The sequence below is a fragment of the Pseudomonadales bacterium genome (assembly GCA_024234215.1).
Classification (GTDB): Bacteria; Pseudomonadota; Gammaproteobacteria; order Pseudomonadales; family UBA5862; genus JACKOQ01.
This window is the reverse complement of record JACKOQ010000001.1, coordinates 486,174-510,919: the sequence shown is the minus strand read 5'-3', so window position 1 is coordinate 510,919 and position 24,746 is coordinate 486,174. Positions and strand designations below refer to the sequence as shown.

Annotated in this window: 26 protein-coding genes and 1 tRNA gene; 5 read left to right on the top strand and 22 right to left on the bottom strand. The window is 63.8% G+C overall.

The window, feature by feature from the left end; all coding sequences use genetic code 11:
• The first annotated feature begins 26 nt into the window (after positions 1 to 26).
• Positions 27 to 767, top strand: coding sequence for a class I SAM-dependent methyltransferase (locus H7A13_02500; GenBank protein ID MCP5332219.1), 741 nt, complete (start codon positions 27 to 29; stop codon positions 765 to 767).
• Here the strand turns inward: H7A13_02500 and tsaB are convergent.
• The 3 genes from tsaB to H7A13_02485 form a co-directional block, all read right to left on the bottom strand.
• Positions 756 to 1,469, bottom strand: a complete 714-nt coding sequence (gene tsaB, locus H7A13_02495; protein MCP5332218.1) for a tRNA (adenosine(37)-N6)-threonylcarbamoyltransferase complex dimerization subunit type 1 TsaB — start codon at positions 1,467 to 1,469, stop codon at positions 756 to 758. The genes H7A13_02500 and tsaB overlap by 12 nt on opposite strands.
• A complete protein-coding gene (locus H7A13_02490; protein MCP5332217.1) occupies positions 1,447 to 3,366 on the bottom strand; it encodes an ATP-dependent DNA helicase in 1,920 nt (639 codons plus the stop codon). Before H7A13_02490 ends, tsaB begins: the two co-directional genes overlap by 23 nt.
• 104 nt (positions 3,367 to 3,470) lie before the next feature.
• A complete protein-coding gene (locus H7A13_02485) occupies positions 3,471 to 3,917 on the bottom strand; it encodes a hypothetical protein (GenBank protein ID MCP5332216.1) in 447 nt (148 codons plus the stop codon).
• A 45-nt stretch (positions 3,918 to 3,962) separates the two neighbouring features.
• Here H7A13_02485 and mobA point away from each other — a divergent pair, with 45 nt between their 5' ends.
• Positions 3,963 to 4,622 carry a molybdenum cofactor guanylyltransferase gene (gene mobA, locus H7A13_02480; GenBank protein ID MCP5332215.1) on the top strand — a complete coding sequence of 220 codons (660 nt, stop codon included), beginning with the start codon at positions 3,963 to 3,965 and terminating at the stop codon, positions 4,620 to 4,622.
• Here mobA and H7A13_02475 read toward each other — a convergent pair.
• The 4 genes from H7A13_02475 to mpl are packed head-to-tail and all read right to left on the bottom strand — an operon-like array spanning position 4,594 to position 7,262.
• On the bottom strand, positions 4,594 to 4,827 hold the full coding sequence (locus H7A13_02475; GenBank protein ID MCP5332214.1) for a sulfurtransferase TusA family protein: 234 nt from the start codon (positions 4,825 to 4,827) through the stop codon (positions 4,594 to 4,596). The two genes, mobA and H7A13_02475, sit on opposite strands and share 29 nt — an antisense overlap.
• 49 nt (positions 4,828 to 4,876) lie before the next feature.
• On the bottom strand, positions 4,877 to 5,206 hold the full coding sequence (locus H7A13_02470) for a hypothetical protein (protein MCP5332213.1): 330 nt from the start codon (positions 5,204 to 5,206) through the stop codon (positions 4,877 to 4,879).
• Positions 5,207 to 5,208: 2 nt separating this feature from the next.
• The gene (locus tag H7A13_02465) at positions 5,209 to 5,886 is read right to left on the bottom strand and encodes a UbiX family flavin prenyltransferase (protein ID MCP5332212.1); all 678 of its coding nucleotides are present in this window, start codon (positions 5,884 to 5,886) and stop codon (positions 5,209 to 5,211) included.
• Positions 5,883 to 7,262: a UDP-N-acetylmuramate:L-alanyl-gamma-D-glutamyl-meso-diaminopimelate ligase gene (mpl, locus tag H7A13_02460; protein ID MCP5332211.1), complete on the bottom strand. Its 1,380-nt coding sequence runs from the start codon at positions 7,260 to 7,262 to the stop codon at positions 5,883 to 5,885. The genes H7A13_02465 and mpl overlap by 4 nt, the downstream gene beginning before the upstream one ends.
• 169 nt (positions 7,263 to 7,431) lie before the next feature.
• Here mpl and H7A13_02455 point away from each other — a divergent pair, with 169 nt between their 5' ends.
• Positions 7,432 to 8,697 (top strand): 6-phosphofructokinase, encoded by a 1,266-nt coding sequence (locus H7A13_02455; GenBank protein MCP5332210.1) that lies wholly within the window; start codon positions 7,432 to 7,434, stop codon positions 8,695 to 8,697.
• A gap of 36 nt (positions 8,698 to 8,733) precedes the next feature.
• On the opposite strand, the gene H7A13_02450 is transcribed toward H7A13_02455, so the two are convergent.
• Positions 8,734 to 9,657, bottom strand: coding sequence for a histone deacetylase family protein (locus H7A13_02450; protein ID MCP5332209.1), 924 nt, complete (start codon positions 9,655 to 9,657; stop codon positions 8,734 to 8,736).
• A gap of 102 nt (positions 9,658 to 9,759) precedes the next feature.
• Between H7A13_02450 and H7A13_02445 the strand changes: the two genes are divergently transcribed.
• On the top strand, positions 9,760 to 12,480 hold the full coding sequence (locus tag H7A13_02445; GenBank protein MCP5332208.1) for a GNAT family N-acetyltransferase: 2,721 nt from the start codon (positions 9,760 to 9,762) through the stop codon (positions 12,478 to 12,480).
• Positions 12,481 to 12,492: 12 nt separating this feature from the next.
• Here the strand turns inward: H7A13_02445 and H7A13_02440 are convergent.
• From H7A13_02440 to H7A13_02430, 3 genes are all read right to left on the bottom strand, one after another.
• Positions 12,493 to 12,568, bottom strand: a tRNA-Thr gene (locus H7A13_02440).
• Between the two features lie 88 nt (positions 12,569 to 12,656).
• Positions 12,657 to 13,352 carry a class I SAM-dependent methyltransferase gene (locus tag H7A13_02435; GenBank protein ID MCP5332207.1) on the bottom strand — a complete coding sequence of 232 codons (696 nt, stop codon included), beginning with the start codon at positions 13,350 to 13,352 and terminating at the stop codon, positions 12,657 to 12,659.
• Positions 13,353 to 13,399: 47 nt separating this feature from the next.
• Positions 13,400 to 14,332: a glycosyltransferase family 4 protein gene (locus H7A13_02430; GenBank protein MCP5332206.1), complete on the bottom strand. Its 933-nt coding sequence runs from the start codon at positions 14,330 to 14,332 to the stop codon at positions 13,400 to 13,402.
• A 166-nt stretch (positions 14,333 to 14,498) separates the two neighbouring features.
• Here H7A13_02430 and H7A13_02425 point away from each other — a divergent pair, with 166 nt between their 5' ends.
• Positions 14,499 to 15,557 (top strand): glycosyltransferase family 2 protein, encoded by a 1,059-nt coding sequence (locus H7A13_02425; GenBank protein ID MCP5332205.1) that lies wholly within the window; start codon positions 14,499 to 14,501, stop codon positions 15,555 to 15,557.
• 62 nt (positions 15,558 to 15,619) lie between these two features.
• Here H7A13_02425 and H7A13_02420 read toward each other — a convergent pair whose 3' ends face one another.
• The 11 genes from H7A13_02420 to H7A13_02370 all read right to left on the bottom strand — a co-directional run bounded on the left by H7A13_02420 (position 15,620) and on the right by H7A13_02370 (position 24,718).
• Positions 15,620 to 16,396: a cephalosporin hydroxylase family protein gene (locus H7A13_02420; protein ID MCP5332204.1), complete on the bottom strand. Its 777-nt coding sequence runs from the start codon at positions 16,394 to 16,396 to the stop codon at positions 15,620 to 15,622.
• On the bottom strand, positions 16,374 to 17,096 hold the full coding sequence (locus tag H7A13_02415; GenBank protein MCP5332203.1) for a WbqC family protein: 723 nt from the start codon (positions 17,094 to 17,096) through the stop codon (positions 16,374 to 16,376). The genes H7A13_02420 and H7A13_02415 overlap by 23 nt, the downstream gene beginning before the upstream one ends.
• Complete coding sequence (locus H7A13_02410) at positions 17,093 to 17,776, bottom strand: hypothetical protein (protein ID MCP5332202.1); 684 nt, start codon at positions 17,774 to 17,776, stop codon at positions 17,093 to 17,095. Before H7A13_02410 ends, H7A13_02415 begins: the two co-directional genes overlap by 4 nt.
• A complete protein-coding gene (locus tag H7A13_02405; protein ID MCP5332201.1) occupies positions 17,773 to 18,897 on the bottom strand; it encodes a DegT/DnrJ/EryC1/StrS family aminotransferase in 1,125 nt (374 codons plus the stop codon). The genes H7A13_02410 and H7A13_02405 overlap by 4 nt, the downstream gene beginning before the upstream one ends.
• Complete coding sequence (locus H7A13_02400; GenBank protein ID MCP5332200.1) at positions 18,894 to 20,117, bottom strand: class I SAM-dependent methyltransferase; 1,224 nt, start codon at positions 20,115 to 20,117, stop codon at positions 18,894 to 18,896. Before H7A13_02400 ends, H7A13_02405 begins: the two co-directional genes overlap by 4 nt.
• Positions 20,114 to 20,662, bottom strand: coding sequence for a dTDP-4-dehydrorhamnose 3,5-epimerase (rfbC, locus tag H7A13_02395; protein ID MCP5332199.1), 549 nt, complete (start codon positions 20,660 to 20,662; stop codon positions 20,114 to 20,116). The genes H7A13_02400 and rfbC overlap by 4 nt, the downstream gene beginning before the upstream one ends.
• A gap of 107 nt (positions 20,663 to 20,769) precedes the next feature.
• Positions 20,770 to 21,216, bottom strand: coding sequence for a PIN domain-containing protein (locus H7A13_02390; GenBank protein MCP5332198.1), 447 nt, complete (start codon positions 21,214 to 21,216; stop codon positions 20,770 to 20,772).
• Positions 21,197 to 21,421 (bottom strand): hypothetical protein, encoded by a 225-nt coding sequence (locus H7A13_02385; GenBank protein MCP5332197.1) that lies wholly within the window; start codon positions 21,419 to 21,421, stop codon positions 21,197 to 21,199. Before H7A13_02385 ends, H7A13_02390 begins: the two co-directional genes overlap by 20 nt.
• 173 nt (positions 21,422 to 21,594) lie before the next feature.
• Positions 21,595 to 22,668 (bottom strand): CDP-glucose 4,6-dehydratase, encoded by a 1,074-nt coding sequence (gene rfbG, locus H7A13_02380; GenBank protein ID MCP5332196.1) that lies wholly within the window; start codon positions 22,666 to 22,668, stop codon positions 21,595 to 21,597.
• Complete coding sequence (rfbF, locus tag H7A13_02375) at positions 22,668 to 23,435, bottom strand: glucose-1-phosphate cytidylyltransferase (GenBank protein ID MCP5332195.1); 768 nt, start codon at positions 23,433 to 23,435, stop codon at positions 22,668 to 22,670. Before rfbF ends, rfbG begins: the two co-directional genes overlap by 1 nt.
• Entirely contained in the window at positions 23,432 to 24,718 is a 1,287-nt protein-coding gene (locus H7A13_02370; protein ID MCP5332194.1) for an oligosaccharide flippase family protein, read from the bottom strand. Before H7A13_02370 ends, rfbF begins: the two co-directional genes overlap by 4 nt.
• Between the last annotated feature and the right edge of the window lie 28 nt (positions 24,719 to 24,746).

Sequence of the window (24,746 nt, the reverse complement as noted above, 5' to 3'; positions counted from 1 at the left end):
TCGCCGAGCAGGCCGAAGCGCTGGCCATGCGCCACCAGTTGCCGCTGATCGCGATCGAACAGGCCGATTCCGCCGCGCTGCTGTTGATTCTCGATCAGGATGGACTGGCCCTGCACAGCATGGACGCAGCGGGCGAACAGCCGCTGCGGATCGATTTCGGCCATGGCCGCCTCGATTACCGGCGTCGTCACGGTGGCGGCACCCAGGAACCCCTGGCCCGGGCAGTGGGTCTGCGTGGCGGTTTTCGTCCGCAACTGCTCGATGCCACCGGCGGTTTCGGCACCGATGCCTTTGTGCTGGCCAGCCTCGGCTGCCAGGTGACCCTCTGCGAGCGCTCGCCGGTGATGGCGGCACTGCTGGCCGATGCACTGGCACGCGCCGGCCAGAAGGCGGAGTTGGCCGCCATCGTCACCTGCATCACCCTGCGGCAATGCGACGCCCGCGACGAGTTGGCCAGCGGACGACAGCACGATGTCATCTGCCTCGACCCGATGTTTCCACCGCGCCGCAAGTCAGCGCTGCCACGCAGGACGATGGTGCTGTTGCAGCAGTTGGTGGGGCATGACGAGGATGCCGACGCACTGCTGCCGCTGGCGCTGGAGCGGGCGCGCTATCGGGTGGTGGTCAAGCGGCCGCGCCAGGCGCCACCGCTGGCGGGCCTGACCGCGCACCACAGCCTCGAGGGCTCCAGTTGCCGCTTCGATGTCTACACGCTGCGCAAGCTGCCGTCGAAGCAGGAGGCGGCAGAGGCGGCTTCAACCTCCTGAAGAGAGACCCCGATCGGCCCGCTTGCGCCAGGAGATCTGTTCGCGCAGATAGCTGGGCTGGGCGGCTTCGGGCGGCAGCAGTTCACCGCGCGCCAGCGCCGGCAGTGCCAGCGCCACCACAGCGGCTGCACTGGGCAGCAGTCCGGCATCGATCCGGGCCGGCTCTCCACCGAGCGCTTCGACCAGCGGCTGTGGCTGGCTCCAGCCGTTGCCGACCCCGACCGTGTCGGCCAGATCGAGTCCGGCCGGCAGCGGAATCTGCGCTGCCGGCCCCAGCCACTCCTCCAGCAGCGGCTGCGGCCGCTGCGCTTGCAACTGATAGCCGCACCAGTAAATCTCGCCCATGCGCGCATCGACGGCGGTCAACACCCGCTGCTGCGGATGACGCAGCGCGGCCGCATGGGCCAGCGCCGCCAGACTCGACACCGGCAGCACGCCGATCTCCGCGCCCAACGCCAGCCCCTGCGCGACGCCACAGGCAATGCGCAGTCCGGTGAAGGAGCCGGGTCCGGCGCCGAAGGCGATGGCATCGAGCTCGCCAAAGCGGGCATCGTGCTCGGCCATCAAGGCTTCGATCAGGCCCAGCAGCTGGCGGTTGTGTTCACGCGGCAGATCGACCTGGCGCTCGCTGAGCGCGCCCTCCCACCACAGGGCAACCGAGCAGCGTTCACTGGAGGTCTCAAGGGCAAGCAGTCTGGCCATGGTCGGGCATTTCGCTGTCGGCGGCAGGGAGGGGTGAGCAGAGCGCTTCGAGGAACTCGACCGCCTGCGCTTCGTAGTCGGTCACCGGCATCGGCGGCAGCGACTGGCGGAAGATTCTGCCATAGCTGCGGCTGCGCAATCGAGGGTCACCGATCACCAGCACGCCCCGGTCGGTCACGCCGCGAATCAGCCGCCCCACCCCCTGCTTGAGGCTCACCACCGCCTGCGGCAACTGGTAGTCGTTGAACGGGTTGCCGCCCTGGCGACGCATCGCATCGACCCGCGCCTGAGTCACCGGATCGTCCGGGCTGGCAAAAGGCAGCTTGTCGATCGCCACCAGCCGCAGCGATTGACCGGGGATGTCAACCCCCTGCCAGAAGCTGCTGGCCCCCAGCAGCAGGGCATCATCACGCTCGATGAACCGTTCGAGCATGGCGCGCCGCGACAGCTCGCCCTGCACCAGCAGCGGCAGGTCAATCTGTTGCCGCAGCAGCGTCGCTGCCTCGCGCAGCGCCCGATGGCTGGTGAAGAGCAGAAAGGCCCCGCCCCGGCTGGCGCGCAGCAGCGGCAGCAGCCGCTCGATCCAGCAGTGGGTGAAGTCGGGCTGGTTGGGCTCGGGCATCTGCGCCGGCAGATAGAGCAGTGCCTGACGCGAATAGTCGAACGGGCTGGGCAGCACGCAGCCGCGCGGTGGCCGGGGCAGCCGGTCGAGCCCCAACTGGGCGATGAAATGGTCGAACTTCTGACCGACGGCCAAGGTGGCCGAGGTGAAGATCCAGGCCGCACGGTAGCCGGTGAGCGCCTGACGGAAGGGTTCGGCCACCGACAGCGGCGTGCGGTTGAAGGCAAAGCCCTGCTCGCTGGTCTCGTACCAGCGCACCGACTCCTGTGCCTGCTCGCTCAGCAGCGTGGCCAGAATGGTCGACAGCCGGCCGGCGCGCTCGCAACAGAGGGCCAGTTCGCGGCCCCGTCCCTGCACCAGTTCGAGCCGCTGCCGCAGTTGCTCGAGCATCTCGTGCAACTGGTCGGCCTGGGCGCTGAACTCGGCGCGGTCGAGCAGGCGGTTCCACGGCGCGCGCTGCTCGCTCGGCCCCAGCGTCCGCCGCAGCCGCCGCGCAGCCTGTTCCAGCCCGGCCGCCAGCTGCCGCAACGGCAGGTCATCGGCCGCCTCCTTGAGCGCCGCACCCTCGCTGTCGCGCGCCAGTTCGATCAACTGCCGGCTCGACAGCCGCTCGCCGAAGAACTGGCCGGCAATCTCCGGCAGCAGATGGGCCTCGTCGATGATCAGGGCATGGGCACCCGGCAGCAGTTCGCCGACGCCTTCCTCCTTGAGCACCATGTCGGCAAACAGCAGGTGGTGGTTGATCACCACCAGTTCGGCCTTCAGCGCCTCGCGCCGCGCCTCCATCAGCGGACAGCGGCTGAAATCGGGACACTCCTGCCCCAGGCAATTGTCGGCACTGCTGGTGATGCGCGGCCAGAGCGGATGGGCCTCGTCGAGCGCAGGAAAGTCGCCCAGATCACCACTGCCGCCACCGCTGTGCCACTGCGCAAGTTCGCCCAGCAGTTGCCGATCTTCGTGCTCGAACAGTGTCACGCTCTCGAGCGTCAGGCCCAGCCGGTGCGGACAGAGGTAGTTGCCACGCCCCTTCAGCAGCGCGCTCGACAGATCGAGTCCCAGCACCCGCAGCAGCGCCGGCAGGTCGCGGAAAAAGAGCTGCTGTTGCAGATTCTTGGTGCCGGTGGAGATGATCACCCGCTTGCCGCTGATGACGGCCGGCAGCAGGTAGGCGAAGGTCTTGCCGGTGCCGGTGCCGGCCTCGATCACGGCGATGTCGCGCGCTTCGAGGGTGTCGGCCACCAGTGCCGCCATCGCCATCTGCGACTGGCGCGGCATGAAGCCCGGCAGTTGTGCGGCAAAGGGACCGGCCCGATCGAGCAGCGCGGCGACCGGGTGTATGGCGGGCGGCCCGGTTGCGGCGTCGACGGCCGGCGGTTGGCTCAAGTCGGGCTCCAGACCCGCGTGGCCAGCGCCTTGATCCGGGCCACCGAGAGGGCGCCGCGCTTCTGCCGCCCGGCACTGCCGTCGCCGACCGCCGCGCTGGCCGCTTCCCGATCGAGCTGATAGATCGCCGTCGGCTGGTAGCTGGCATCCATGGTCACCAGCAGCAGCCGATCCCAGCCACCCTCGAGGCTGATCTGGCCGATGCGCTGCCCGCCACGCTCCTGATTGAAGATCACCCGGCTCTTGATCTGATACTTGAGCTGCGCCGCATCGATGGCATCCACCCCCTGCTCGGCGTTGTGGAGCAGGGTCAGACCGAGCAGGCGCGCCGCGTCATGGCGGGCCAGCTCGCCGCTCACCGGCAACACCTGCCCTGTTGCGCGCCGGTATTCGGCGGCAATGCGGCGGGTCTCTTCGATCAGTCTGTCGACCTGGTAAAGCATGGGGCTCTCTGTGACCTGGTTGCTGGGCGATGGTAGTATCCCGCCATGCGTGACGCAAACAGTCCAGACCCCGCTCTGCCACGCGCCCAGATCACCGGCGTGATTCTGGCCGGCGGCGCCGGTCAGCGATTGGGGGGGTGCGACAAGGGACTCCACCCCCTTGCAGGCCGCCCGCTGATCGCCCATGTGCGCGAGCGGCTGGCGCCGCAGGTGGGCACACTGCTGATCTGCTGCAACCGCCACCACGACCGCTACGCCCAGTTCGGCGATCGACTGATCAGCGACTCGCAGCCAGGCCATGCCGGGCCACTGCATGGCATCGCTGCCGCGCTCGCGGTCTGCACCACCCCCTATCTCGCCATCGCGCCCTGCGACACGCCGGCGCTGCCAGCGCACTGGGTGGCGCGGCTGGGCCGACAACTGCTCGAGCACAATGCCGAGGTGGCAGTGGTGCATGATGGCGAACGGCTGCAATCGCTCTGCGCGCTCTGGCGCGTCGAGCTGGCCGGCGCGGTGGCCGACCATCTGGCCGCCGGCGGCAGTGCGCCACGCGAATTCTATCGCCGCTGTCGCAGCCGGTGGGTCGATTTCTCGGCCGAGCATGCCGCCTTCGTCAACCTCAACCGTGCGCAGGAGATCGCCGCCTATGGCGACCTGATCGCGCAGGGCCACGGCATCACGGCTTGTAGAGCAGGTGATGGATGAACTCGGCCTCGTGCCACTGTCGCAGCAACTGGTAACTGCTCTGTTTGGCGAAGATCTGGAAGTCGCGCTCCGAACCGGGGTCGGTGGCGACCACTTCGAGGTAACTGTCGGCCGGCAGCCGATTGAGCGCCTGCTTGGCCTTCAGCAGCGGCAGCGGGCAGTTGAGCCCGGTGACGTCCAGACGCTGATCGATCCGTTGCGTCATCGGCTGCACCCTGTATCAGCCCATTGAAATCGATGCATCCGGGTTGCCCTCATCGAATCAGACAGACCATCACGAAACCGGCAGCGACCATGCCGGTGAGCGCCACAAAGAACAGCCCGTCGGCGACCATTTCGAGCCGCTGCGCGTGGCGACTCTCCCTGTGGCGCAGCGCAAAGAAGATCAGATAGCAGCTCAGCAGAAACAGCAGTGCCGAGAAGGCGAGCATCTCATCGGCCAGACTCTCCATCCTTGAGCTGCCGGCCAGGCCATGCAGCAGGGTCACTCCGGTGATGCACAGGCCCGCCAGAGTGCCCGACAGTGACAGCAGGTGGAGCAGCTCTTCGCGGGCCCAGCTCTTCTTTGGCGAGAAAAACACCATGGCTATGATCCTGAATGTGAAGAAACTTTTTCGTTTTCAACCGGCTGCACAGCAGAGGCATACCCCCATGCCGGCAGCAGCCGCTGCTCGATGCCCAGATGGGTGAGAATGCGGGCCACCACGAAGTCGATCAGATCCTCGATGCGTTGCGGACGGTGGTAGAAACCGGGACTGGCCGGCAGCAGCAACGCCCCCATGCGGGTCAGCCGCAGCATCTGCTCCAGATGAATCTCCGAGTAGGGCATCTCGCGCGGCACCACGATCAGCCGGCGCCGCTCCTTCAATGCCACATCGGCGGCCCGCTCGATCAGGTTGTCCGACAGCCCCTGCGCAATCGCCGCCAGCGTGCCCATGCTGCAGGGGCAGATCACCATGCCGGCGCTGGGGGCCGATCCCGACGCCGGTGGCGCCAGCCAATCCTCGCGCCCGAAGGCGGCGATCTGTCCCGGCGCGGCCCTGAACCGCTCGGTCAACGCTGCCTGCAAAGCAGCTGGATTGGCCGGCAGGCTCCAATCGGTCTCGATCTCGATCACCCGATGCGCCGCCTTGGAGAGCAGCAACTGGATCGGGCGGTCGGCCGCCACCAGCAGTTCGATCAGCCGCAGCCCATACTGCACCCCCGAAGCACCGGTCAGCGCCACCACCACCGGCGCCCCGACCAGCATCGACGGCGAACTCATGGCACAGCCAACCCCAGCGCCTCGACCAGCCGCCGTGGCAAGCCGTCGAAGCCGCCGTTGCTCATGATCACCAGATGCTGCCAGCGGCCACGTTCGGCCACCAGCCGTTCGATCATCCCGGTCACGCTGGTGAAGCGGTGCACCGGCACTGTCGGATCGGCTGCGGGCACCCAGTCCATCCCCTCCGGCTGATACCAGAAAACCGCATCGGCCGACGACCAGGCGGCCGGCAACTGCCTGCGGTGCACGCCACTGCGCATGGTGTTGGAGCGCGGCTCGATCAGCAGCAGCAGCGACTGATTGCCGATGCGGCGCCGCAACCCGCGCAGCGTGGTGGCAATGGCGGTGGGATGGTGGGCGAAGTCGTCATAGACAGTGATGCCATCGCCGCTGCCGATCACCTCCAGCCGCCGCTTCACTCCCTGAAACCGGCCCAGCGCGGCCGCGGCCACCACCGGATCGACCCCCACGTCGGCGGCAGCGGCCATCGCCATCACCGCGTTGGCCACATTGTGACGCCCGAGCAGCGACCACTGCACCTCGGCCCGTTGCACGCCATCGCGGCCGACGACAAAGGCCGAGCCATCCTCCTTCACCAGTCGCGCCCACCAGCCGCTCTGCGGAATGGTCTCGCCCCGTTCGAGACAGCCGAGCCACGCCTGCCGCCGACTCCAGCAGCCCTCGCTCAACACCTCCTGCAGGGCGCTGTCTGCCGTCGGGGCGATGATCACCCCTTCGCCCGGCACGGTGCGCACCAGATGGTGGAATTGCCGCTGAATCGCCGCCAGATCGGGAAAGATGTCGGCATGGTCATACTCGAGGTTGTTGAGCAGCAGGGTGCGCGGCCGGTAGTGGATGAACTTGGAGCGCTTGTCGAAGAAGGCGGTGTCATACTCATCGGCCTCGACGACGAAGTGGCTGCCCGAACCGATCCGTGCCGAACAGCCGAAGTCGCGCGCCACCCCGCCGATCAGAAAGCCCGGATCATGGCCGGCGCACTCCAGTATCCAGGCCACCATGCTGGTGGTGCTGGTCTTGCCATGGGTGCCGGCCACCGCGATCACATGGCGCCGGTTGAGCAGATGGCGCGCCAGCCACTCCGGACCCGAGCAGTAGTCGAGGCCACGGTTGAGCACCGCCTCGACAGCGGGATTGCCGCGCGACATCGCATTGCCGATCACCACCAGATCGGGCCGGGCATCGAGCGGAGCCGGGTCATAGCCCTGATGCAGCGCAATGCCCCGCGCGGCGAGCTGATCGCTCATCGGCGGATAGACATTGGCATCCGAACCGGTGACCCGGTGCCCCAGTTCGCTGGCGAGAATGGCCAGACTGCCCATGAAGGTGCCGCAGATGCCGAGAATGTGCAGATGCATGAGATCAGGATGACTCGATTGAAGGAGCAGGCGCGGAATCGGTGCGACCGCCAGCGCCGGCTGGCGCGGACGCGGTTATTATAGTGACATTCGCCGGCGCCATGGTCGACCCCGATGGAACGGCGCGTGCATCGGCAATGCCTCCAGCAACCTCGACAAGGGACGCACCATGACCCAGATGAATGCCTTCTATGCCCAATCCGGCGGTGTCACCGCAGTGATCAACGCCTCGGCCTGCGGCGTGATCGAATGCGCCAGCCGGCACAGCGACCGCATCGGCAAGGTCTACGCCGGCCGCAACGGCATTCTCGGCGCCCTGCATGAAGAGCTGATCGACACCAGCCAGGAGTCGGCCAGCGCCATCGCCGCACTGCGCCACACCCCGGCCGGCGCCTTCGGTTCCTGTCGCTACAAGCTGAAGGGGTTGCAGGAGAACCGCGCCGAGTATGCGCGGCTGATCGAGGTCTTCCAGGCCCACCGGATCGGCTACTTCTTCTACAACGGCGGTGGCGACTCGCAGGACACCGCGCACAAGGTGTCGCAGATCAGCGTCGAGATGGGCCATCCGATCGTCTGTGTCGGCATTCCCAAGACCGTCGACAATGACCTGCCGATCACCGACAACTCGCCCGGCTTCGGCTCGGTGGCCAAATATGTGGCGGTCTCGACCAGGGAGGCCGGCCTCGATGTCGCCTCGATGAGCGAAAGCTCGACCAAGGTGTTCATTCTCGAAGTGATGGGCCGCCACGCCGGCTGGATTGCCGCCGCCGCGGGCCTGGCGGCCGACAAGACCGGCGACCCGCCCCATCTGATCATCTTTCCGGAGATCGCCTTCGACGAGGCGCGCTTTCTGGCCAAGGTCGATGCCAGCGTCAAACAGCATGGCTACTGCGTCATCGTGGTCTCGGAGGGGGCGCACCATGCCGACGGCCGCTTTCTGAGCGATGCTGGCAGCCGGGATGCCTTCGGCCATCTCCAACTGGGCGGTGTGGCACCGACCCTGGCGGCACTGGTCAAGCGCGAGCTGAACTACAAATACCACTGGGCGGTGGCCGACTACCTGCAGCGGGCGGCGCGCCACATCGCCTCGAAGACCGATGTCGACCAGGCCTATGCGGTCGGCGAGGCCGCCGTGGAGTTCGCCCTGGCCGGCCGCAATGCGGTGATGCCGACCATCGTGCGTCAGCCCGGCACGGTCTACCGCTGGAGCATCGGCGCCGCGCCGCTGGCCGAGGTGGCCAATGTCGAGCGCAAGATGCCGCGCGACTACATCAGCGCCGATGGCTTCGGCATCACCGACGCCTGCCGCGACTACCTGCTGCCGCTGATCCAGGGCGAGGACTACCCCCCCTACCACAACGGCCTTCCGCAGTATGCCAACCTGAAAAAGGTGCTGGTGCCCAAGAAGCTGCCGCCGTTCAACCCCGGAAAGTGAGCATCAGGCGCTGATTGCATCCGCTGCGAAGAGGCGTCAGAAACCGCCCAGCGCGCGCAGGTGGGCCGCCACCGAGCGGGCCAGCGCCGGCAGGTGGTAACCCCCTTCGAGCACCGAGACGATGCGCCCCGCTGCATGGCGCTCGGCCAGCGTCACCAGCTCCTGGGTGATCCACTGGTAGTCGCTCTCGTCGAGCCGCAGGTGCGCCATCACATCCTCGCGGTGGCCATCGAAACCGGCCGAGACCATGATCAACTGCGGCTTGAAGTGGTCGATGTAGGGCAGCCAGCGCCGCCGCAGCGCCTCGCGGAACTCCGCGCCGCCGGCACCGGCCGCAATGGGCGCGTGGATGATGTTCTCGGCCGGAAAGTTGATGTCGGTGAAGGGATAGAACGGATACTGGAAGCTGGAGAGGAACAGCACCCGCTCATCGTGCTGAAAGATGTTCTCGGTGCCATTGCCATGGTGAACGTCGAAATCGACCACGGCCACCCGCTCCAGTCCATGGGCGTGCAGCGCATGCAGCGTTCCGATGGCGATGTTGTTGAACAGACAGAATCCCATCGCCCGGTCATGTTCGGCATGGTGACCGGGCGGACGCACCGAGCAGAAGGCCCGCTGCACCTCGCCGGCCAGCACCAGATCGACCGCCCGCACCGCCGCACCGGCCGCGCGCAGTGCCGCTCTCAGGCTGTCGGGACCCATCGCGGTGTCCTCATCGAGATAGAACAGCCCCGACTGCGGAACGGCCTCGCGGATGCGTTGCAGGTGGGCCCGCCCATGGGCCGCCTCGATCGCCTGATCCTCGGCCAGCGGCGCATCGTAATGCTTCAGCAGATCCCACAGTTGCGTCTCGATCAGGTGATCCTGAATCGCGCTCAGACGCTGCGGGCACTCGGGATGGTGGCTGCCGCTGTCATGCAGCAGGCAGTCGGGATGGGTGATGAAGGCAATCGACATCAAGCGACTCTCGGTGCACGGATTGGGCTGACTTCGGTCATGGTAACAAATCGCCGTTGCGCTATGCTGCAACGGCGTTGATCACCGTCAAGAGAGACCGACATGGAACATCGTCACTACCTCGCCTCGCTGTTCGAGCCCCGCTCGGTGGCCGTCATCGGCGCCACCGAACGGCCCGACGCGGTCGGCCACTTCGTCATGCGCAACCTGCTGGGACACAGCTATCAGGGCAAGGTCTTTGCCATCAATCCCAACCGCGACAGCATTCACGGCCTGCTGGCCCATCCCGACATCGAATCACTGCCGAGCACGCCGGAGGTGGCCATCATCGCCACCCCGGCCCACACCGTCGCCGAACTGCTGCGCGCCTGCGGCCGCAAGGGCGTGAAGTTCGCCGTGGTCTACAGCGGCGGCTTTGCCGAAATCGGCGCGGCCGGCCTCGATGCACAGCGTGAACTCGACGCCGCCCTGCGCGACAGCGGCGTGCGCATCCTCGGCCCGAACGGCCTCGGCACCGTGCGTCCTGCACTCGGTTACGATTGCAGCATCGGCCATGGTCAGGTCGCCCGCGGCAACCTGGCGCTGGTGTCGCAATCGGGCACGCTGTGCAATGCCATCATCGACTGGGCCAAGGTCAACCGCATCGGCTTCTCCAACATCATCACGCTCGGTTCGAGCCTCGATGTCGACGTCGGCGAGGTGCTCGACTACCTGATCAACGACAGCCAGACCGCCGGCATCCTGATCTACCTCGAAGGGGTGAGCCATGCGCGCCGCTTCATCAGCGCCCTGCGCGCCGCCTCGCGCGTCAAGCCGGTCATCGCCATCAAGGTGGGCCGCCACCAGAGCGGCTCCAGTGCCGCCTTCAGCCACACCGGAGCGCTGGTGGGTCACGACGAGGTGTTCGACGCCATCCTGCGCCGCACCGGCGTGACCCGGGTGCAGAACATTCCCGAACTCTTCGCCGCCGCCCGCACCCTCACCTCACGCTACCGCGAATGTGGCGAGCGGGTGGCCATCGTCACCAACGGTGGTGGACCAGGCGCTCTGGCGGCCGACCGGGCAGCCGACCTGCAACTGACGCTGCCGGCGCTCAACCACCGCACCCTCGAACGGCTCGACCAGTTTCTGCCACGCGACTGGTCACGCGCCAACCCGGTCGACATCAACGGCGACGCGACGCCCGAACGCTTTCGCGACGCGGTGGCTGCCTGCCTGGAGGATGACGAGATCGACGGCGTGCTGGTGATCCTGACGCCACAGGGCATGACCGCGCCCACCCAAGTGGCGCAGGCACTGGTCGAACTGGCTGATCGGCACGCCAAGCCGATTCTCTGCTGCTGGATGGGCGGCGAGACGGTGCGCGAAGGGCGGCTGCGGCTGATGGAGGCCCGCATTCCGGTCTTTCAGTATCCGGAGACGCTGGTCGGCGGCTACCACTGCCTGCTCACCCACCGCAAGAACCAGCAACTGCTGCTGCAGATGCCGGCGCCGACACCCGACCGCGCGCCGCCCGACCTCGAACGGGCCCGCGCGCTGATTGCCGAGGTGCGCGCCGACGGCCGCAGCGCACTCAACCAGCAGGAGGCGATGGCGCTGCTGGCGGCCTTTCACATCCCGGTACCGCAGGCCGGCATCGTGCAGCGGGTCGATGCGGCGATCGAACTGGCCGAGAAGATCGGCTATCCGGTGGCGATGAAGATCCACTCCCCCGACATCGACCACAAATCCGAAGTCGGCGGCATCGCCCTCAACCTCAGAACCGCCGCCGAACTGGTCGCCAGTTACTGGCAGATGATGCGCGACATTCCCAAGCGGCTGCCCGATGCGCGGCTCGATGGCGTGCTGATCACCGCCATGGCCACCCGGCCGCGGGCGCGGGAGCTGCTGGTCGGCGTCACCACCGACCCGATCTTTGGCCCGGTCATCAGCCTCGGCACCGGCGGCATCTGGGTCGAAGCCTACGACCACCACGCCGTTGCGCTGCCGCCGCTCAACGAAGAGCTGGCCCTCGACCTGATCCGCAATGTCCGCTTCAGCCACCTGCTCGGCGCCCACCGCAGATTTCCGGCGATCAGCCAGAGCGCGCTGGCCACGGTGCTGATCCGGGTCTCCGAACTGGTCGAGGAGTTCCCCGAAATCGCCGAACTCGACATCAACCCGCTGCTGGTCGACGAACAGGGCACCATCGCCGTCGATGCGCGGGTCTACCTGCGCGAACCTGCGATCCAGTGCGACCCCTACGACCATCTGGCCATCTGCCCCTATCCCAAACATCTGATCCGCACCTGGCAACTGCGCGACGGCACCCAGGTCACCGTGCGGCCGATACGCCCGAAGGATGCCGAGATGGAGCAGAACTTCGTCCGCAACCTCTCCGACCGCAGCCGCTACCTGCGCTTCTGGAGCGGGCTTTCGGAGCTGAACCGGCGCATGCTCGCCGAGTTCACCAAAATCGACTACGGCACCCGAATGAGCCTGATCGTCACGCTGGAGCAGGATGGGCAGGAGATCGAGATTGCCGTCGCCCAGTTCAGCACCACCGCCACCGGCCAGAGCTGCGAATTCGCCATCGTCGTCGCCGACGGCTGGCAGGGACAGGGCCTTGGCGGCAAGCTGATGGCCTACCTGATCGAGATTGCCCGCTGCCGCGGCTACCGCAGCATCGAAGGCGAAGTGCTCAGCGAGAACCGCGACATGCTCAACCTGATGCGCGCGCTCGGCTTCAAGGTCGAAATCGACCCCGAAGATCTGAGCGTCAGACGGGTGGTGAAGAACCTGCTCGAACCCGACCCACCCCGGCGCGGGCCAGCATCGGCATGAAAAGAGGACGGATGGTGCCGGAGATAGGAGTCGAACCTACGACCTTCGCATTACGAATGCGCTGCTCTACCAACTGAGCTACACCGGCGGGGAGCGGTATTCTAGCAACCCGCGACCAATAGACAATGCCTTGGCGTGGGTGGACCGTGACCTTCCGCCTTGGAGGGTTCAGAATCTCACTTGGCCAGCACCATCAATGAAGAGCAGCCAAGGATCCGAACGGCAAGCTCTTCATTCAGGACAAAAAGGGAACTGAGCACCCACTTCGTGACGTTGTCGACCAGACCAGATTGCGGCGTGTCGCAGAATTTGTGGGTGTAGAAGTGGTCGGTGATCTCATACCCCGCATCCCGCAACGTGGCCAGCGCTGTATCTTTCGTAAAGTAATGAATGTGTCCAATCGAGGCGCGACGCTGCAACAGTGGGGTCGCCCTCAATACCGTCTGCACCGACAGATCGAGCGGGATGTGGAACAGCTTGTAGACCGCCTTGCTCTTTATTTCGCGCAGAAAGGCGAAGCAATCCTCGACATGCTCGAACACATCGACGCAAAGAAGAAGATCATAGGGCTGCTCCGACGCGCCTGGCAGCGGCTCCAGACGAAACCCGAGGTTGTCACGCGCCTTGCGTTTGGCTATTTCATGAGCAAAAGGTGAAATGTCGTAGCCAACGAACGTCGCAGAGGCCGTGCTCTCTTCGGCAAGCAGCCTGAGGATCTCCCCGGAGCCGCAGCCAACGTCACATACCCGCATTGGACTGAGCCCATTGCGAGCAAGCATCTTCTTGATCTGAGTGACCTTCCAGGGTGCATCCTGCTCATGCCACTGCGGATTGTTTTCAAGATAGACACCGCTTTCATAAATGCTCGTCATGTTTCTTCTCTCTGATCTGATCACCCCGGCACGGAACTGCCAAAGGATCAGATGGCCAGGACTTCTGCAAAAAGCGCCTGATAGGCTCCCACCATTCTGCCGACACTGTGCTGCTGTTCGACGAGCCGCCGGTTCTCCTGCCCCATCGCTCTGACCTTGGCGCGTGACGACGCCAAGCTGCGCAAGGCGGCGGCATAGGCTTCCGCTTCTGCGACCGGGCAGAGATGACCACCGACGCCCTCGGCGATCAGTTCTGGATTGGAAGAGGCATTGCTCGCCACCACCGCAAGACCGCTCGCCATCGCCTCCAGCAGTGCCAGACTCATGCCCTCACGGACCGTTGGCAGCAACAGCACCTCGAACTGCCGATACAACGTCGGCATGTCGTGATGCGGCACGCGGCCGACCGGATGCAGTCCCGCCCAGCCCGGGTCCGTGAGCTCGGCACGCGCGCCGGCGGTGTAGTGGATGGCCACATCGGGTCCGGCCAGCCGGGCAATCTCCGGCAACAGCTGCGCCCCCTTTCGACGCGTGAGGTTGCCGCTGAACAGCACCCGCAGCGGACCGCCCTCGCGTGCTTCCTCTGCCGGGTGGAAGCGCTGTGTGTCCACCCCGTTTGGAATCACCGCGATGGTGCCGGCAAAGCGCATGTCGTCCCGCACCAACTGTGCCGTGAAATCACTGACGGCCGTGACTGCCACGGCCTGACGCAAGGCAAGACGGGTCAACAGGCGCAAATCACCCGCATAGTGTAGCCGTTGCGCGAGCGAGCCATGCGCCCGCATCGCCGGGTCGAGCACATAGTTGTGAAAAGTGATCACCAGTGGCGTACGGCGCGGGCAAACAAATATGGCGTGATCCGGCGGCGCGTGGACCAAGGCGGCCGTCGGTTCACGCAGCTGGCGCAATTTGAACGGGCAGTATTCCCAGGTCGGCGGGTAGGTCTTGACCTTGTAAGATGGAGTGTTGTCTTCGATCATGCGATGAACAACTGCCGCCCCACTGCCACTTGGTACGGCCGCGACGATTGGCGCGTACTGGTCCAGATTGCCTACACTCTTTTTCATCGGTTCATTTTGGACACATCCTGTCCGAACACCAAATGCCAAAATTCACCACATACCGCTCCAAGTGAAAACGCCTACCATGCTTGACGAAAACCCGTTGATCACCACGGTCATCCCGACCCATCGAAGACCCAATTTGCTGCAACGCGCCATCAAGAGCGCGCTCGCACAGCATGGCGTGTCATCTCAGGTCTGTGTCTATGACAACGCCTCTGGCGACACCACCGGTGAAATCGTCCAGGCCATGGCCCGCGACGACCCGCGCGTCAAATACTTTTGCCATCCAGAAAATATTGGGGGGTTTTCCAATTTTCAACATGCGCTGGCGCGAGTCGATACTCCACTCTTTTCTCTGCTATCAGACGACGACGTACTCCTTCCAGGCTTCTACTCCAAAGCCATTGCGGACTTGAACCATAACCCATCGGCGAAACTATGGGCAGGCGTGACCATCAGAATGTCCGAAGCTGGCCAGGTTTACGATGCACATGTCGAACAATGGCCGAGAGAAGGTCTCTATTCCGGCATGGATGGCCTCACCCACATGGCCAGCGGCCATGCCCCAGTCTGGACAGGCGTACTCATCAACAGCGAAGTCTTGAGCACAGTTGGTCCTCTTGATCCAGCCGTGGGCTCTGCCTCGGATCTTGACTGGCTGTTACGCATCACCGCACGTTACCCATTTATCATCTCAAGCCAACCCGTCGCCCTCCTCACGCTGCACATGAATTCCTTCAGCGAGAATGCCCCTTTCTCCTCCATCTGGCCTGGTTGGCTGAAGATGATCGAGAATGTCACTGCCGTCGACACCTTGAGCAGCCATGAGCACGATATACTGGCAAACATGCTGCATAGATTTGGTAAGAAATTGACTTTCCGGCACGCGGCGGACGCCTTATCCAAGGGCAATCATCCCTACGTAAACGAGGCCGCTCGAATACAGCAGGAATTCTTCAACGACCGGTATTCATCCCTGCTGCTGCGCAGCTTGAACCAGCTCTGTACCGGCTCAAGCACGTTCCAAAACGCCTACAGCTGGTTGTACAAGTCAATTGTGACACTGGCACTCGCACGGCGACGCGACTTGCAAAAGCGCTATGGACACCTCGCTCGATACCTTGCAACAGACAGTGAGTGAACGCTTGTCGCGAAGCACCAAATTTCTTCCGTGAGATTCCTTGCCTCGATACCGGTTGCACATCATGTGCGTCGCAAATATCCATCCGGCGCAACGGTGATCAGCAATTTGTGCTGGATGCTGTTGTCGATCTCGAATTCCGGGTGGCTTTTCAGGTACTCCCAAACTGCCGTCTTCGGATTGTTGCCCGGCGCCCAGGGGCGATCGGGAAACATGCGCTCGGGCATGTCCTCGATGATGGTGTCGAAGACCACGCAGTAGCTGTCTGCGCTGACCAGCGGCGCATAGGCCTCCAGCTCGGCGAGCACATGTTCATGGGTGTGGTTGCTGTCGAGGCACACCAGTACCCGCGAGTGGCTGGCTGCGATGGCCTGCACCTGCGCGATCACGTCCGGCGCGATGCTGGAGCCCTGGAGCATCTGGATGCGGGTTGCCATCGGGTGCGCTTCGATTGCCGCGCGGTTGTGGGCGCGGATGTCGATGTCGATGCCAAGCACCTTGCGCCGCGATTCCCGGGGGTTGATGCTGACACCCGCCTCGATGGCTTCGCAGATATCGAGTTGGGCGAGCATGGAGGCGCTGAAGATCAGCGAGCCGCCATGCGCGATGCCGGTCTCAATGATCAGGTCGGGCTTGACCTGCCAGATGAGTTCCTGCATGGCCCAGGCGTCATTTGGAAACTGGATGGCTGGACGACCCATCCAGGAAAAATTGTACGCCCATTTATAAGGGGTAATTTCGCGTATCCAAATGCGGGAAAGTGCCTGCAGGTCGGCATCCTTTCCAAGATGCTCGACGCGCTCCAGAATCTCGGCGTTAAATTGTTGAATCGGGCTCATTCAGAAAATCCTTCCAGTACATTGTATCCGAGCAAATGGCTTTTGCGCCTTCCCGCCCACAATTGGCTACAAGATCAAGAGCAGTCACGTAAGGTGTAAACTCTCCATGCATCTGCGGGTATGGCACCTTGCGATAGTTCATGTACTCGACCCGGATTCCTGCTTTCTCGAACATCTCATGATCAAGATAGTTTCTGGCACCATGTCCGGTGATATACATTGTTGCTTCAAAAGCGAGACATATATCGTGGATGCGGCGACTTCCACTTCCACCAATGCCCAGCGAATCTGAGAAGTGTGTCTTTTCTGACAAACCAAAATAATCGGAAAGTGCGATGATGGATGCACGCGACACATCCGACAGAGTATCTGAATTTTTTGCAAAGACGCTATCAACGAGGGCAAGCATTTCCTTGCAAAAAGGAGTTTTGGAATAAGCTTGTCTTAGAATTTCGTAATGCTGCCCTCTCCAGTCACCACGATCGTCGATGCGAACTTCGTCGATTCTTTGCCCCTGATGCCAGTCTCGTAAAGGGACGGTGATCCATCTGACACCGTTTCCGGTCTTTATCTGAACCCGATTATAGAAACCCCGAGTGTGCTGGACGTCATCGTAATGAACGAATGTATCGGCCAAACGAATCTGCTCCAACAGACCCGCCCAAGGGAAATACATTGATTGAGAGATTACCAGCTTCATTGACTGAGTAGTCTTTCGGATCGCGCCAGAAAATTCAGGTACGCAAGCTTCAGTCCATTATCCAGAAGAGAGGGATTCGATATTGCCACGCCTGGCAAATATGAATTTCTTGAATCGACATGACAGTGAGAATGATGCAGCTGCTCAAACCAGATAAGCGTCAGCCATACTTTCTGCAGGTAGCTCACATGCTCCACATCGTCCAGCTTCAATGATGCGGGAAAAGGCGCGCCAACCTGAGCAACGATTTTTCCAGAATCAAGCCCCGAATCGACATGGTGAAGTGTTGCACCGAAAAGTCGTACTCCTGCCGCTGCTGCGTCGCGAACCGCATGAAGCCCGGGGAAAGCGGGCAATAATGAAGGATGAATATTCCAGACTCTGAGTCTGTCGATCAGCGGCGAGGCAACCCGACGCGTGTAGAACAACAAAATGTTAGTGCAGTCGGCTGCGCGAAACGTTTCGAATGCACTCTTTGAAAATGTCTCAGCATCTTTGTAATCAATGCGACTGGGCGAGAGGCCGCGCCCTCTCGCCCAGTCCTCCAAGCCACACTGGCGATCTGTCACAACAACCCAATCGACATGTTTGCCCGCCTCGACAAGACATTCAGCAGCCGCAGCAAGCGCGCTGCCACCGCTAGAGCCAATGATTCCCAAACGCACGGGTCTCGTGTTCATTGGCACTTCACAATGCTTTTGGTAATGTTCAGCAACGGCGAAATCACCATGTCTTGTTCCACAATCGTCATGTCATGATAACTGGGAAGATTGACCGCGCGCTCTGGAATACTGGTGGCCAGCGGATTGATGTTGTTCTTTTCGAACGGCGGCAATCCAGATAGCGGATAAAAGAACACCCTTGCATCGATGTTCTCCTCAGCGAACACCGCTTGAAGCATCTCGCGCGCGATGCCGAGAGAATGATCGAACACGACCGTCGGCATCCAGGCACCATTGATGGTGCCCGGCGGCTCCGGATTCATCTTGACGCCTGGGAGTCGTTCCAGCCGCGCCTTGTAGTACGCGAGTATCTCCCGCTTCCGGTTGACCAGTTCGTTGATGCGTTCCAGTTGGGCACAGCCGATGGCGGCCTGGATGTTGGACATCTTGTATTTGAAGCCGACCACGTCGGGCCAGAACTGTTTGGTTTGTCCGCGCGCGCGGCCGTGGTTGCTGAGCGTCAGCACCCGCTCGTAAAGGTCGGCATCGTTGGTGACGAACATGCCGCCTTCGCCGGTGGTCAGCGTCTTGGTGCCGTGAAAGGAAAACGCGCCGAATCGGCCCATCGAACCGGCACGCCGGCCGTGGTAGACCGAGCCGATGGCCTCCGCCGCATCCTCGATGACCGGGATGCCATGCCGCTCGCCAAGCGTGAGCAGTTCGTCCATCGCGCAGAGATTGCCGTACAGGTGAACCGCGAGGATGGCCTTGGTACGAGGCGTGATGGCCTGTTCGACCAGCGCCGGGTCCAGACACCAGGAGTCGGGCAGGATGTCCACGAACACCGGCTTTGCGCCCAAGTGCACGATGGGCGCGGCGCTGGCGATCCAGTTGGTGTCGGCCATGATGACTTCGTCACCCGGCCCGATGTCGAGTGCGGCCATGCCCATATGGAGCGCGCCGGTGCAACTGGACGTTGCAATGGCGTACCCGACGCCGAGGTGAGTCTTGAACGCTTCCTCGAATCGCAGGATGTAGTCGTAGCAGTGCTCACCCCAGCCGTTCGCCGCCGCGTCGGTGGCGTAGCGGACCTCCAGCTCAGTGATCGACGGCTTGGTGTACGGGATGCGCGGTTTCATGTGATGCGTAGCTCCGGAACCGCGGTGACAAAGCGCGTGCCCGTGGCCGTCAGGTGGGCGTTTTGTTGTCTGATTTCCGGCGCGATGTTCCACGGCAGGATCAGCACATAGTCCGGCCGCTGCTCCCGCAGGGCATTGGGCGGCAGGACAGGAACGTGGCTGCCGGGCAGGAACTTGCCTTGTTTGGACGGCGCCGCATCGCAGACGAAGGGCAGCAGGTCGGGCTTGACGCCGGCGTAGTTGAGCAGGGTATTGCCCTTGGCGGCGGCGCCGTAGGCGGCGACCTTCTTCCCCGCCTTCTTTTGCTGGATCAGGAATTCGAGCAGGTCGTCCTTGATGCGATCCGCACGGGCCTGGAAGTCGGCGTAGGTATCCAGACGTTGCAGGCCGCGGCGGGATTCTTCCGCCAGCAGTGCGCCGACGGTGGCCGCGGTGGCACGCGCGTCGTCCACATGGCAGCCGAACAGGCGCAGGCTGCCGCCGTGGGTGGGCAGCTCCTCCACGTCGAACACGCGTAGGCCGGCGGCCGCCAGGATGCGGCTCGCGGTATGCAGCGACAGGTAGGAGAAATGCTCGTGGTAGACGGTGTCGAACTGGGTGTGCTCGATCAGCCGCATCAGGTGCGGGAACTCCAGCGTGACGGTGCCGCCCGGTTTGAGGGCGGCCTTGAGGCCGCGGGTGAAGTCGTTGATGTCCGGCACGTGAGCGTAGACGTTGTTGCCGACGATCAGATCTGCCTGCCGGCCCTGGGCGGCCAGTTGCTTTGCCAGTGCTTCGCCGAAGAATTCCCGCAGCACCGGGATGCCGAGTTGTTCGGCCGCTGCCGCGGTGCCCGCGGTGGGCTCGATGCCGAGACACGGGATGCCGGCGGCGACGACATGCCGGAGCAGGTAGCCGTCGTTGGCGGCGACTTCGATGACGAAGCTGTCTGCGCCCAGCGCGAGCCGCTCGCGCATGGCCTCGACATAACGCCGGGCGTGCTCCAGCCAGGTGCTGGAGGTGGATGAGAAATAGGCGTAGTCCGGCCGGAACAGGTCATCGGCGCGGGCGTAGTCCTCGGTCTGCACCAGCCAGCAGTGCGCGCAGACGTAGAGCTTGAGCGGGTACCAGGTCTCCGGGGCGTGCAGGTCGTCCGCCGTCAGGTAAGCGTTGGACGGCGGGGCGAAGCCAAGGTCCAGAAACACATGCTCCAGCGGCTGGGCGCAGTGGCGGCAGTTCATGGCGCCCGTCCGAACGGGTCCCCGATCAGCGGGTGGCTGCGGTCGCGCGGCGAGAGGTCGGTGACCGGCAGCGGCCAGCGGATGCCGAGCGCCGGGTCGTCGTGGCGGACGCCGCCTTCGGCGTCGGGTGCGTAGAAGGCGGTGTGCAGGTAGAGCAGCTCGCTGTCCGGCGCCAGCACCTGAAAGCCGTGCGCGCAGCCCTCCGGTATCACCAGCATGCGCTGGTTGTCAGGAGTCAGTTCCTCGGCGTGCCAGTGCAGAAAGGTCGGCGAATCGGCACGCAGGTCCACGGCCACGTCCCAGACCCGGCCGCGCAGGCAGCGCACGAGTTTCATCTCGGCGTGTGGCGGGCGCTGGAAGTGCAGGCCGCGGATGGCGCCCACGGCGGCGGTGCGGGAGTGGTTGATCTGCACGATGCGCCGCTCGCCCAGCACGCCGGCCAATTCGCGCTCGCAGAACAGGCGGGCAAAGCTGCCGCGCGCGTCGGTGTGGGGAGTGCTGGTGACGACCGTCACGTCGGGGAGCGGGGTGGGGGTGAGGGTCATGCGCGGTGCGTGTTCAGGCGACGCGGGCACGGCGGAACAATCGCTGCCGGGATGAAAACTGCAATTCTCCTGACGAGGTGTGTCCATTGCACAGGCACGCGGCAAACCTATTCCAGTGAGTCCACATGAACAATTTCATTGAAACAGGCGAAATCCTCCACGTTTTGGGTGAGCAGCTTCGGGATATTCCACGCCAGCATGGTGGCGACGATATTGGCGTCGTGAATGCGCTTGCCGCCGACCGGGTGCACGGCCAGAAGCGCCAGCAGGTGGTGCGTGACGTCGGCCGAGTCGTCTGCAATGTTGAAATGGCCGCCAAAAGCGCGTACCTGGTCGAGGACGAGTTCTCTCGACAACGAGGCGAATGTCTGCGGCCGGGTCATGACGACAAGGTATTCCCGGATCACCTGGCGGCTGATCCACAGCCGGCAGCCGCGATCGCTTGCCTGGGAAATGGCATCCAGCGCCGCCTGGTGGAACGGCGCCTCGGCGACATTGGCATACACCAGCACATTGGTATCGACGAACAGCCCGTCACCGTCCGTCGTCGCCATACAAATCTTCTCTGTGCAGACTCAGATCGCTCGGCCACCGCCCGACGCTGATGACCGGAAAATCTGGCGTCGGACGCGGCGCAGTGTGCCAAGGGGCCACAACACGACTGAGCAGAAAGTCGATGAAATCGTCCACCTCGGCCAGACGGTCCGGGGGCAGATGACGCAGCTTTTCAAGCATGGTTTGGGTTGGGTCGCCCTGCATGTGCAGCCTCCGGGATATGGCCAGTTTTCGCTTTGAAGGACAGGCCCACATTATTGATCCGGCCAAGTGAAGTTTGAAGTATGTATGCCCTCTCCCTCGGCTCCTTTCCCGCATACGGGAGAGAGATGCGCGACAGCGCGGCGCTTGGTTGGGCCAACCAGTCATCGCAATCTTCATGCCTCAGCGCCGGCGTAGTCTTCGATCTGCCGCAAACAGACCGCTTGCATGTTTTCCCGCCGCAGGTGGGCACGCTGCCAGTCGACGATGGCGTCGAGCGCCCGCTCCAGCGGCCAGCGCGGCCGCCAGCCGAGTCGAGCGTTCGCCTTGGCGCAGTCGAGCTTGAGGCACTGCGTCTCGTGCGGGTGGGGATCGGTATCGGGCCGCCAACTCGCGCCCTCGCCCCACGTTTTGGTGAGCCGTTCGACGATCCACCGCACCGGCCGGGCATCGGTATCCGCAGGGCCGAAGTTCCAGGCCTCGGCATGGGCCGGGCCGTCCTCGATCAGACGCTGCGCCAGCAGCAGGTAGCCGGACAACGGCTCCAGCACGTGCTGCCACGGACGAATGGCGCCGGGATTGCGGATGGCGACCGGCTCGCCGGCGGCAATGGCGCGAAGGATGTCCGGAATCAGCCGGTCTTCGGCCCAGTCGCCGCCGCCGATGACATTGCCGGCGCGCGCGCTGGCCAGTGCCGTGCCGTGTTCGGCGTAGCGCTGCGGCGCAAAGAACGACTGCCGCCACGACTGCGCGACCAGCTCCGCGCACGCCTTGCTGCTGCTGTAGGGGTCCACGCCGCCCAGGGGTTCATCTTCGCGATAGGCCCACAGCCACTCGCGGTTTTCGTAGCACTTGTCCGAGGTGACGACGACCACCGCGCGCACGCCGCCCACCTGACGCACCGCCTCCAGCAGGTTGACCGTGCCCATCACGTTGGTGGCGTAGGTGCCGGCCGGGTCGGCGTAGCTGGCGCGCACCAGCGCCTGCGCCGCCATGTGGAACACCACCTCCGGTTGAACGCGGCGTACCAGCGCGGTCAACGTTTGCGCGTCGCGCACGTCGCCGAAGGTCGACTCGACTGCATCGGCAACCTTGGCCAGCGCGTACAGGCTGGGGTCCGTGGACGGCGGCAGGGCGTACCCGTACACCTGCGCACCCAGCCGGGCCAGCCACAGGGAAAGCCAGCCCCCCTTGAAACCGGTGTGACCGGTGATCAGCACGCGCCGGCCACGCCAGAACGCTGCGTCCATCACCAGCTCCTCCACGGCGCCTGTCCGCTGTCCCACAGTGATTCGAGCAGGTTCCGGTCGCGCAGCGTGTCCATCGGCTGCCAGAAACCGTGGTGCAGAAAGCCGCTCAGTTGCTGGTCGCGCGCCAGTCGCTCCAGCGGCTCGCGCTCCCAGACCGTGTCGTCCCCGTCGATGTAATCGAACGCGCGCGGCGAGAGTACGAAATAGCCGCCATTGATCCAGGCGCCGTCCCCGGCCGGTTTCTCCAGAAACGAGGTGATGCTGGTGCCGTCCATGCCGAGCATGCCGAAGCGGCCTGGTGGCTGCACGGCCGTCACAGTGGCGACCTTGCCGTGCGCGCGGTGAAAGGCAATCAGGCGAGCGATGTCGACGTCACTGAGCCCGTCTCCGTAGGTGAAACAGAAATCCTCTTCACCGACGTAGTCCCGCACCCGCCGCAGCCGCCCGCCGGTGCTGGTGTCTTCGCCGGTGTTGACCAGCGTCACGCGCCAGGGTTCGACCTCCTTCTGATGCACTTCCATGCGGTTGTTGGCGATGTCGAAGGTGACGTCCGACGAATGCAGGAAGTAGTTGGCGAAGTACTCCTTGATCAGATAGCCCTTGTAGCCCAGGCAGATGATGAAGTCGTGCAGGCCGTGGGCGGAGTAGCTCTTCATGATGTGCCACAGCACCGGCTTGCCGCCGATCTCGACCATCGGCTTGGGGCGGATGGTGGTCTCTTCGGCCAACCGGGTGCCGAGGCCGCCGGCGAGGATGACGACTTTCAATTCAAGCTCCTCGCGAGCCTTGAAGAAGACTTGAAGCCACGGGGGCTCCATATGAGTATCCAGCCCTGAATGACGATGAGCACTGTCTCTGTACCGTAGGCCGCCCATATCGCTCCGGTCAGCCCAAAAGTGGCGGCCAGTGACGCCACCAGCAGGACGTTCGTCACTGCACCGGCGCCGTGGACGAAATAGAAATGGCGGTGAAGATCGAGGCCGGTCACGGCCGTGCCCAGCAGCCAGCGAAACACTTGCACGGCTGGCAGGGCGGCCAGCAGAACGACGGCCGGGACGGATGCCTCGAAGCTCGGCCCCAGAATCCAGGGAATGGCTTCCGCCGCCGCGACCAGAGCGCCGCCACCCACTATCGCCGTGGCGAGGGGGACCAAACCGAGCGTAAAGGTCGTCGCCACCGGACGCTCCGAGCGATAGACGCGCGGTGACAGTGTTTCGACCATGGCCAGAATGGGCAGCAGCAGTAGATCGGTAAATCTTTGCGCGGCGCTCAGTGTTCCAGCGCCAGAGACGTCATTGATACGTGCCAACAGCGGTTTGTTGATCTCGGCCTGTATTTTCTGCGCGGCATACGAGAACGAAAAAGGCAAACTGGCTTTTGCCGTATGGGCTATTGATTCTCCCTTGATGCGCAGCGAACTGCGATTCATCATCAGAATCAGAATTCCAAGGTAACCCGCACTGCCAGCCAAATAGCCGAAGGCCCATGTCGTCACGGTCCAGTGCAGAAACGGACTCAAGACGACAAAGGTTGCCAGCCGGATGAGCATCAAGCCGCTGGACACCAGACCCATCATGGCCAGACGGTCCTGACTTTGGTAGATGCGACCAATTCCATCCACGGCAGTCGCACACACCACCTCGGCCATGATGATGGCAGCCGCGGCCGATATGGGCACCAGGTCGCCAAGAAGCAGCAGGGTGATGCCAAATGCAAGTGCACACAGCACTGGCATGTAGAACAGCCAGAGTCGAACCATATCCGCGACAAGCTGCGGCAACCGGAGCGGATCGCGCGCCCCCTCACGTACCAAGACGGCCGAAACCCCCATCACTGCAAAGGAAAAAACGCCAGCCAAGGCCATGACCGAAACCAGCTCTCCGTACCCCTTCGCACCCAGCGTGCGCGCCACCAGTATAAACAGCACGGTCTGCGCCAAGGTACGCACGGCGAGCCAGCCAAACAGCGCGCCACTGGCGCGCAGGTAGCCGCCGGGGCGCCAGGCCAACGCTCGGTGCAGAGAGGCCAGAATGGTAGTCAGTGTGACCATCTGTGGGTGGTTGCAAATCGGGTGATGC

Bases quoted from the DNA above. Each gene is read 5' to 3' on its own strand.
- H7A13_02500 (MCP5332219.1), top strand. From the start codon at position 27: ATGCGCCACCAGTTGCCGCTGATCGCGATCGAACAGGCCGATTCCGCC.
- tsaB (MCP5332218.1), bottom strand. From the start codon at position 1,469: ATGGCCAGACTGCTTGCCCTTGAGACCTCCAGTGAACGCTGCTCGGTT.
- H7A13_02490 (MCP5332217.1), bottom strand. From the start codon at position 3,366: ATGCCGCGCCAGTCGCAGATGGCGATGGCGGCACTGGTGGCCGACACC.
- H7A13_02485 (MCP5332216.1), bottom strand. From the start codon at position 3,917: ATGCTTTACCAGGTCGACAGACTGATCGAAGAGACCCGCCGCATTGCC.
- mobA (MCP5332215.1), top strand. From the start codon at position 3,963: ATGCGTGACGCAAACAGTCCAGACCCCGCTCTGCCACGCGCCCAGATC.
- H7A13_02475 (MCP5332214.1), bottom strand. From the start codon at position 4,827: ATGACGCAACGGATCGATCAGCGTCTGGACGTCACCGGGCTCAACTGC.
- H7A13_02470 (MCP5332213.1), bottom strand. From the start codon at position 5,206: ATGGTGTTTTTCTCGCCAAAGAAGAGCTGGGCCCGCGAAGAGCTGCTC.
- H7A13_02465 (MCP5332212.1), bottom strand. From the start codon at position 5,886: ATGAGTTCGCCGTCGATGCTGGTCGGGGCGCCGGTGGTGGTGGCGCTG.
- mpl (MCP5332211.1), bottom strand. From the start codon at position 7,262: ATGCATCTGCACATTCTCGGCATCTGCGGCACCTTCATGGGCAGTCTG.
- H7A13_02455 (MCP5332210.1), top strand. From the start codon at position 7,432: ATGACCCAGATGAATGCCTTCTATGCCCAATCCGGCGGTGTCACCGCA.
- H7A13_02450 (MCP5332209.1), bottom strand. From the start codon at position 9,657: ATGTCGATTGCCTTCATCACCCATCCCGACTGCCTGCTGCATGACAGC.
- H7A13_02445 (MCP5332208.1), top strand. From the start codon at position 9,760: ATGGAACATCGTCACTACCTCGCCTCGCTGTTCGAGCCCCGCTCGGTG.
- H7A13_02435 (MCP5332207.1), bottom strand. From the start codon at position 13,352: ATGACGAGCATTTATGAAAGCGGTGTCTATCTTGAAAACAATCCGCAG.
- H7A13_02430 (MCP5332206.1), bottom strand. From the start codon at position 14,332: ATGATCGAAGACAACACTCCATCTTACAAGGTCAAGACCTACCCGCCG.
- H7A13_02425 (MCP5332205.1), top strand. From the start codon at position 14,499: ATGCTTGACGAAAACCCGTTGATCACCACGGTCATCCCGACCCATCGA.
- H7A13_02420 (MCP5332204.1), bottom strand. From the start codon at position 16,396: ATGAGCCCGATTCAACAATTTAACGCCGAGATTCTGGAGCGCGTCGAG.
- H7A13_02415 (MCP5332203.1), bottom strand. From the start codon at position 17,096: ATGAAGCTGGTAATCTCTCAATCAATGTATTTCCCTTGGGCGGGTCTG.
- H7A13_02410 (MCP5332202.1), bottom strand. From the start codon at position 17,776: ATGAACACGAGACCCGTGCGTTTGGGAATCATTGGCTCTAGCGGTGGC.
- H7A13_02405 (MCP5332201.1), bottom strand. From the start codon at position 18,897: ATGAAACCGCGCATCCCGTACACCAAGCCGTCGATCACTGAGCTGGAG.
- H7A13_02400 (MCP5332200.1), bottom strand. From the start codon at position 20,117: ATGAACTGCCGCCACTGCGCCCAGCCGCTGGAGCATGTGTTTCTGGAC.
- rfbC (MCP5332199.1), bottom strand. From the start codon at position 20,662: ATGACCCTCACCCCCACCCCGCTCCCCGACGTGACGGTCGTCACCAGC.
- H7A13_02390 (MCP5332198.1), bottom strand. From the start codon at position 21,216: ATGGCGACGACGGACGGTGACGGGCTGTTCGTCGATACCAATGTGCTG.
- H7A13_02385 (MCP5332197.1), bottom strand. From the start codon at position 21,421: ATGCAGGGCGACCCAACCCAAACCATGCTTGAAAAGCTGCGTCATCTG.
- rfbG (MCP5332196.1), bottom strand. From the start codon at position 22,668: ATGGACGCAGCGTTCTGGCGTGGCCGGCGCGTGCTGATCACCGGTCAC.
- H7A13_02370 (MCP5332194.1), bottom strand. From the start codon at position 24,718: ATGGTCACACTGACTACCATTCTGGCCTCTCTGCACCGAGCGTTGGCC.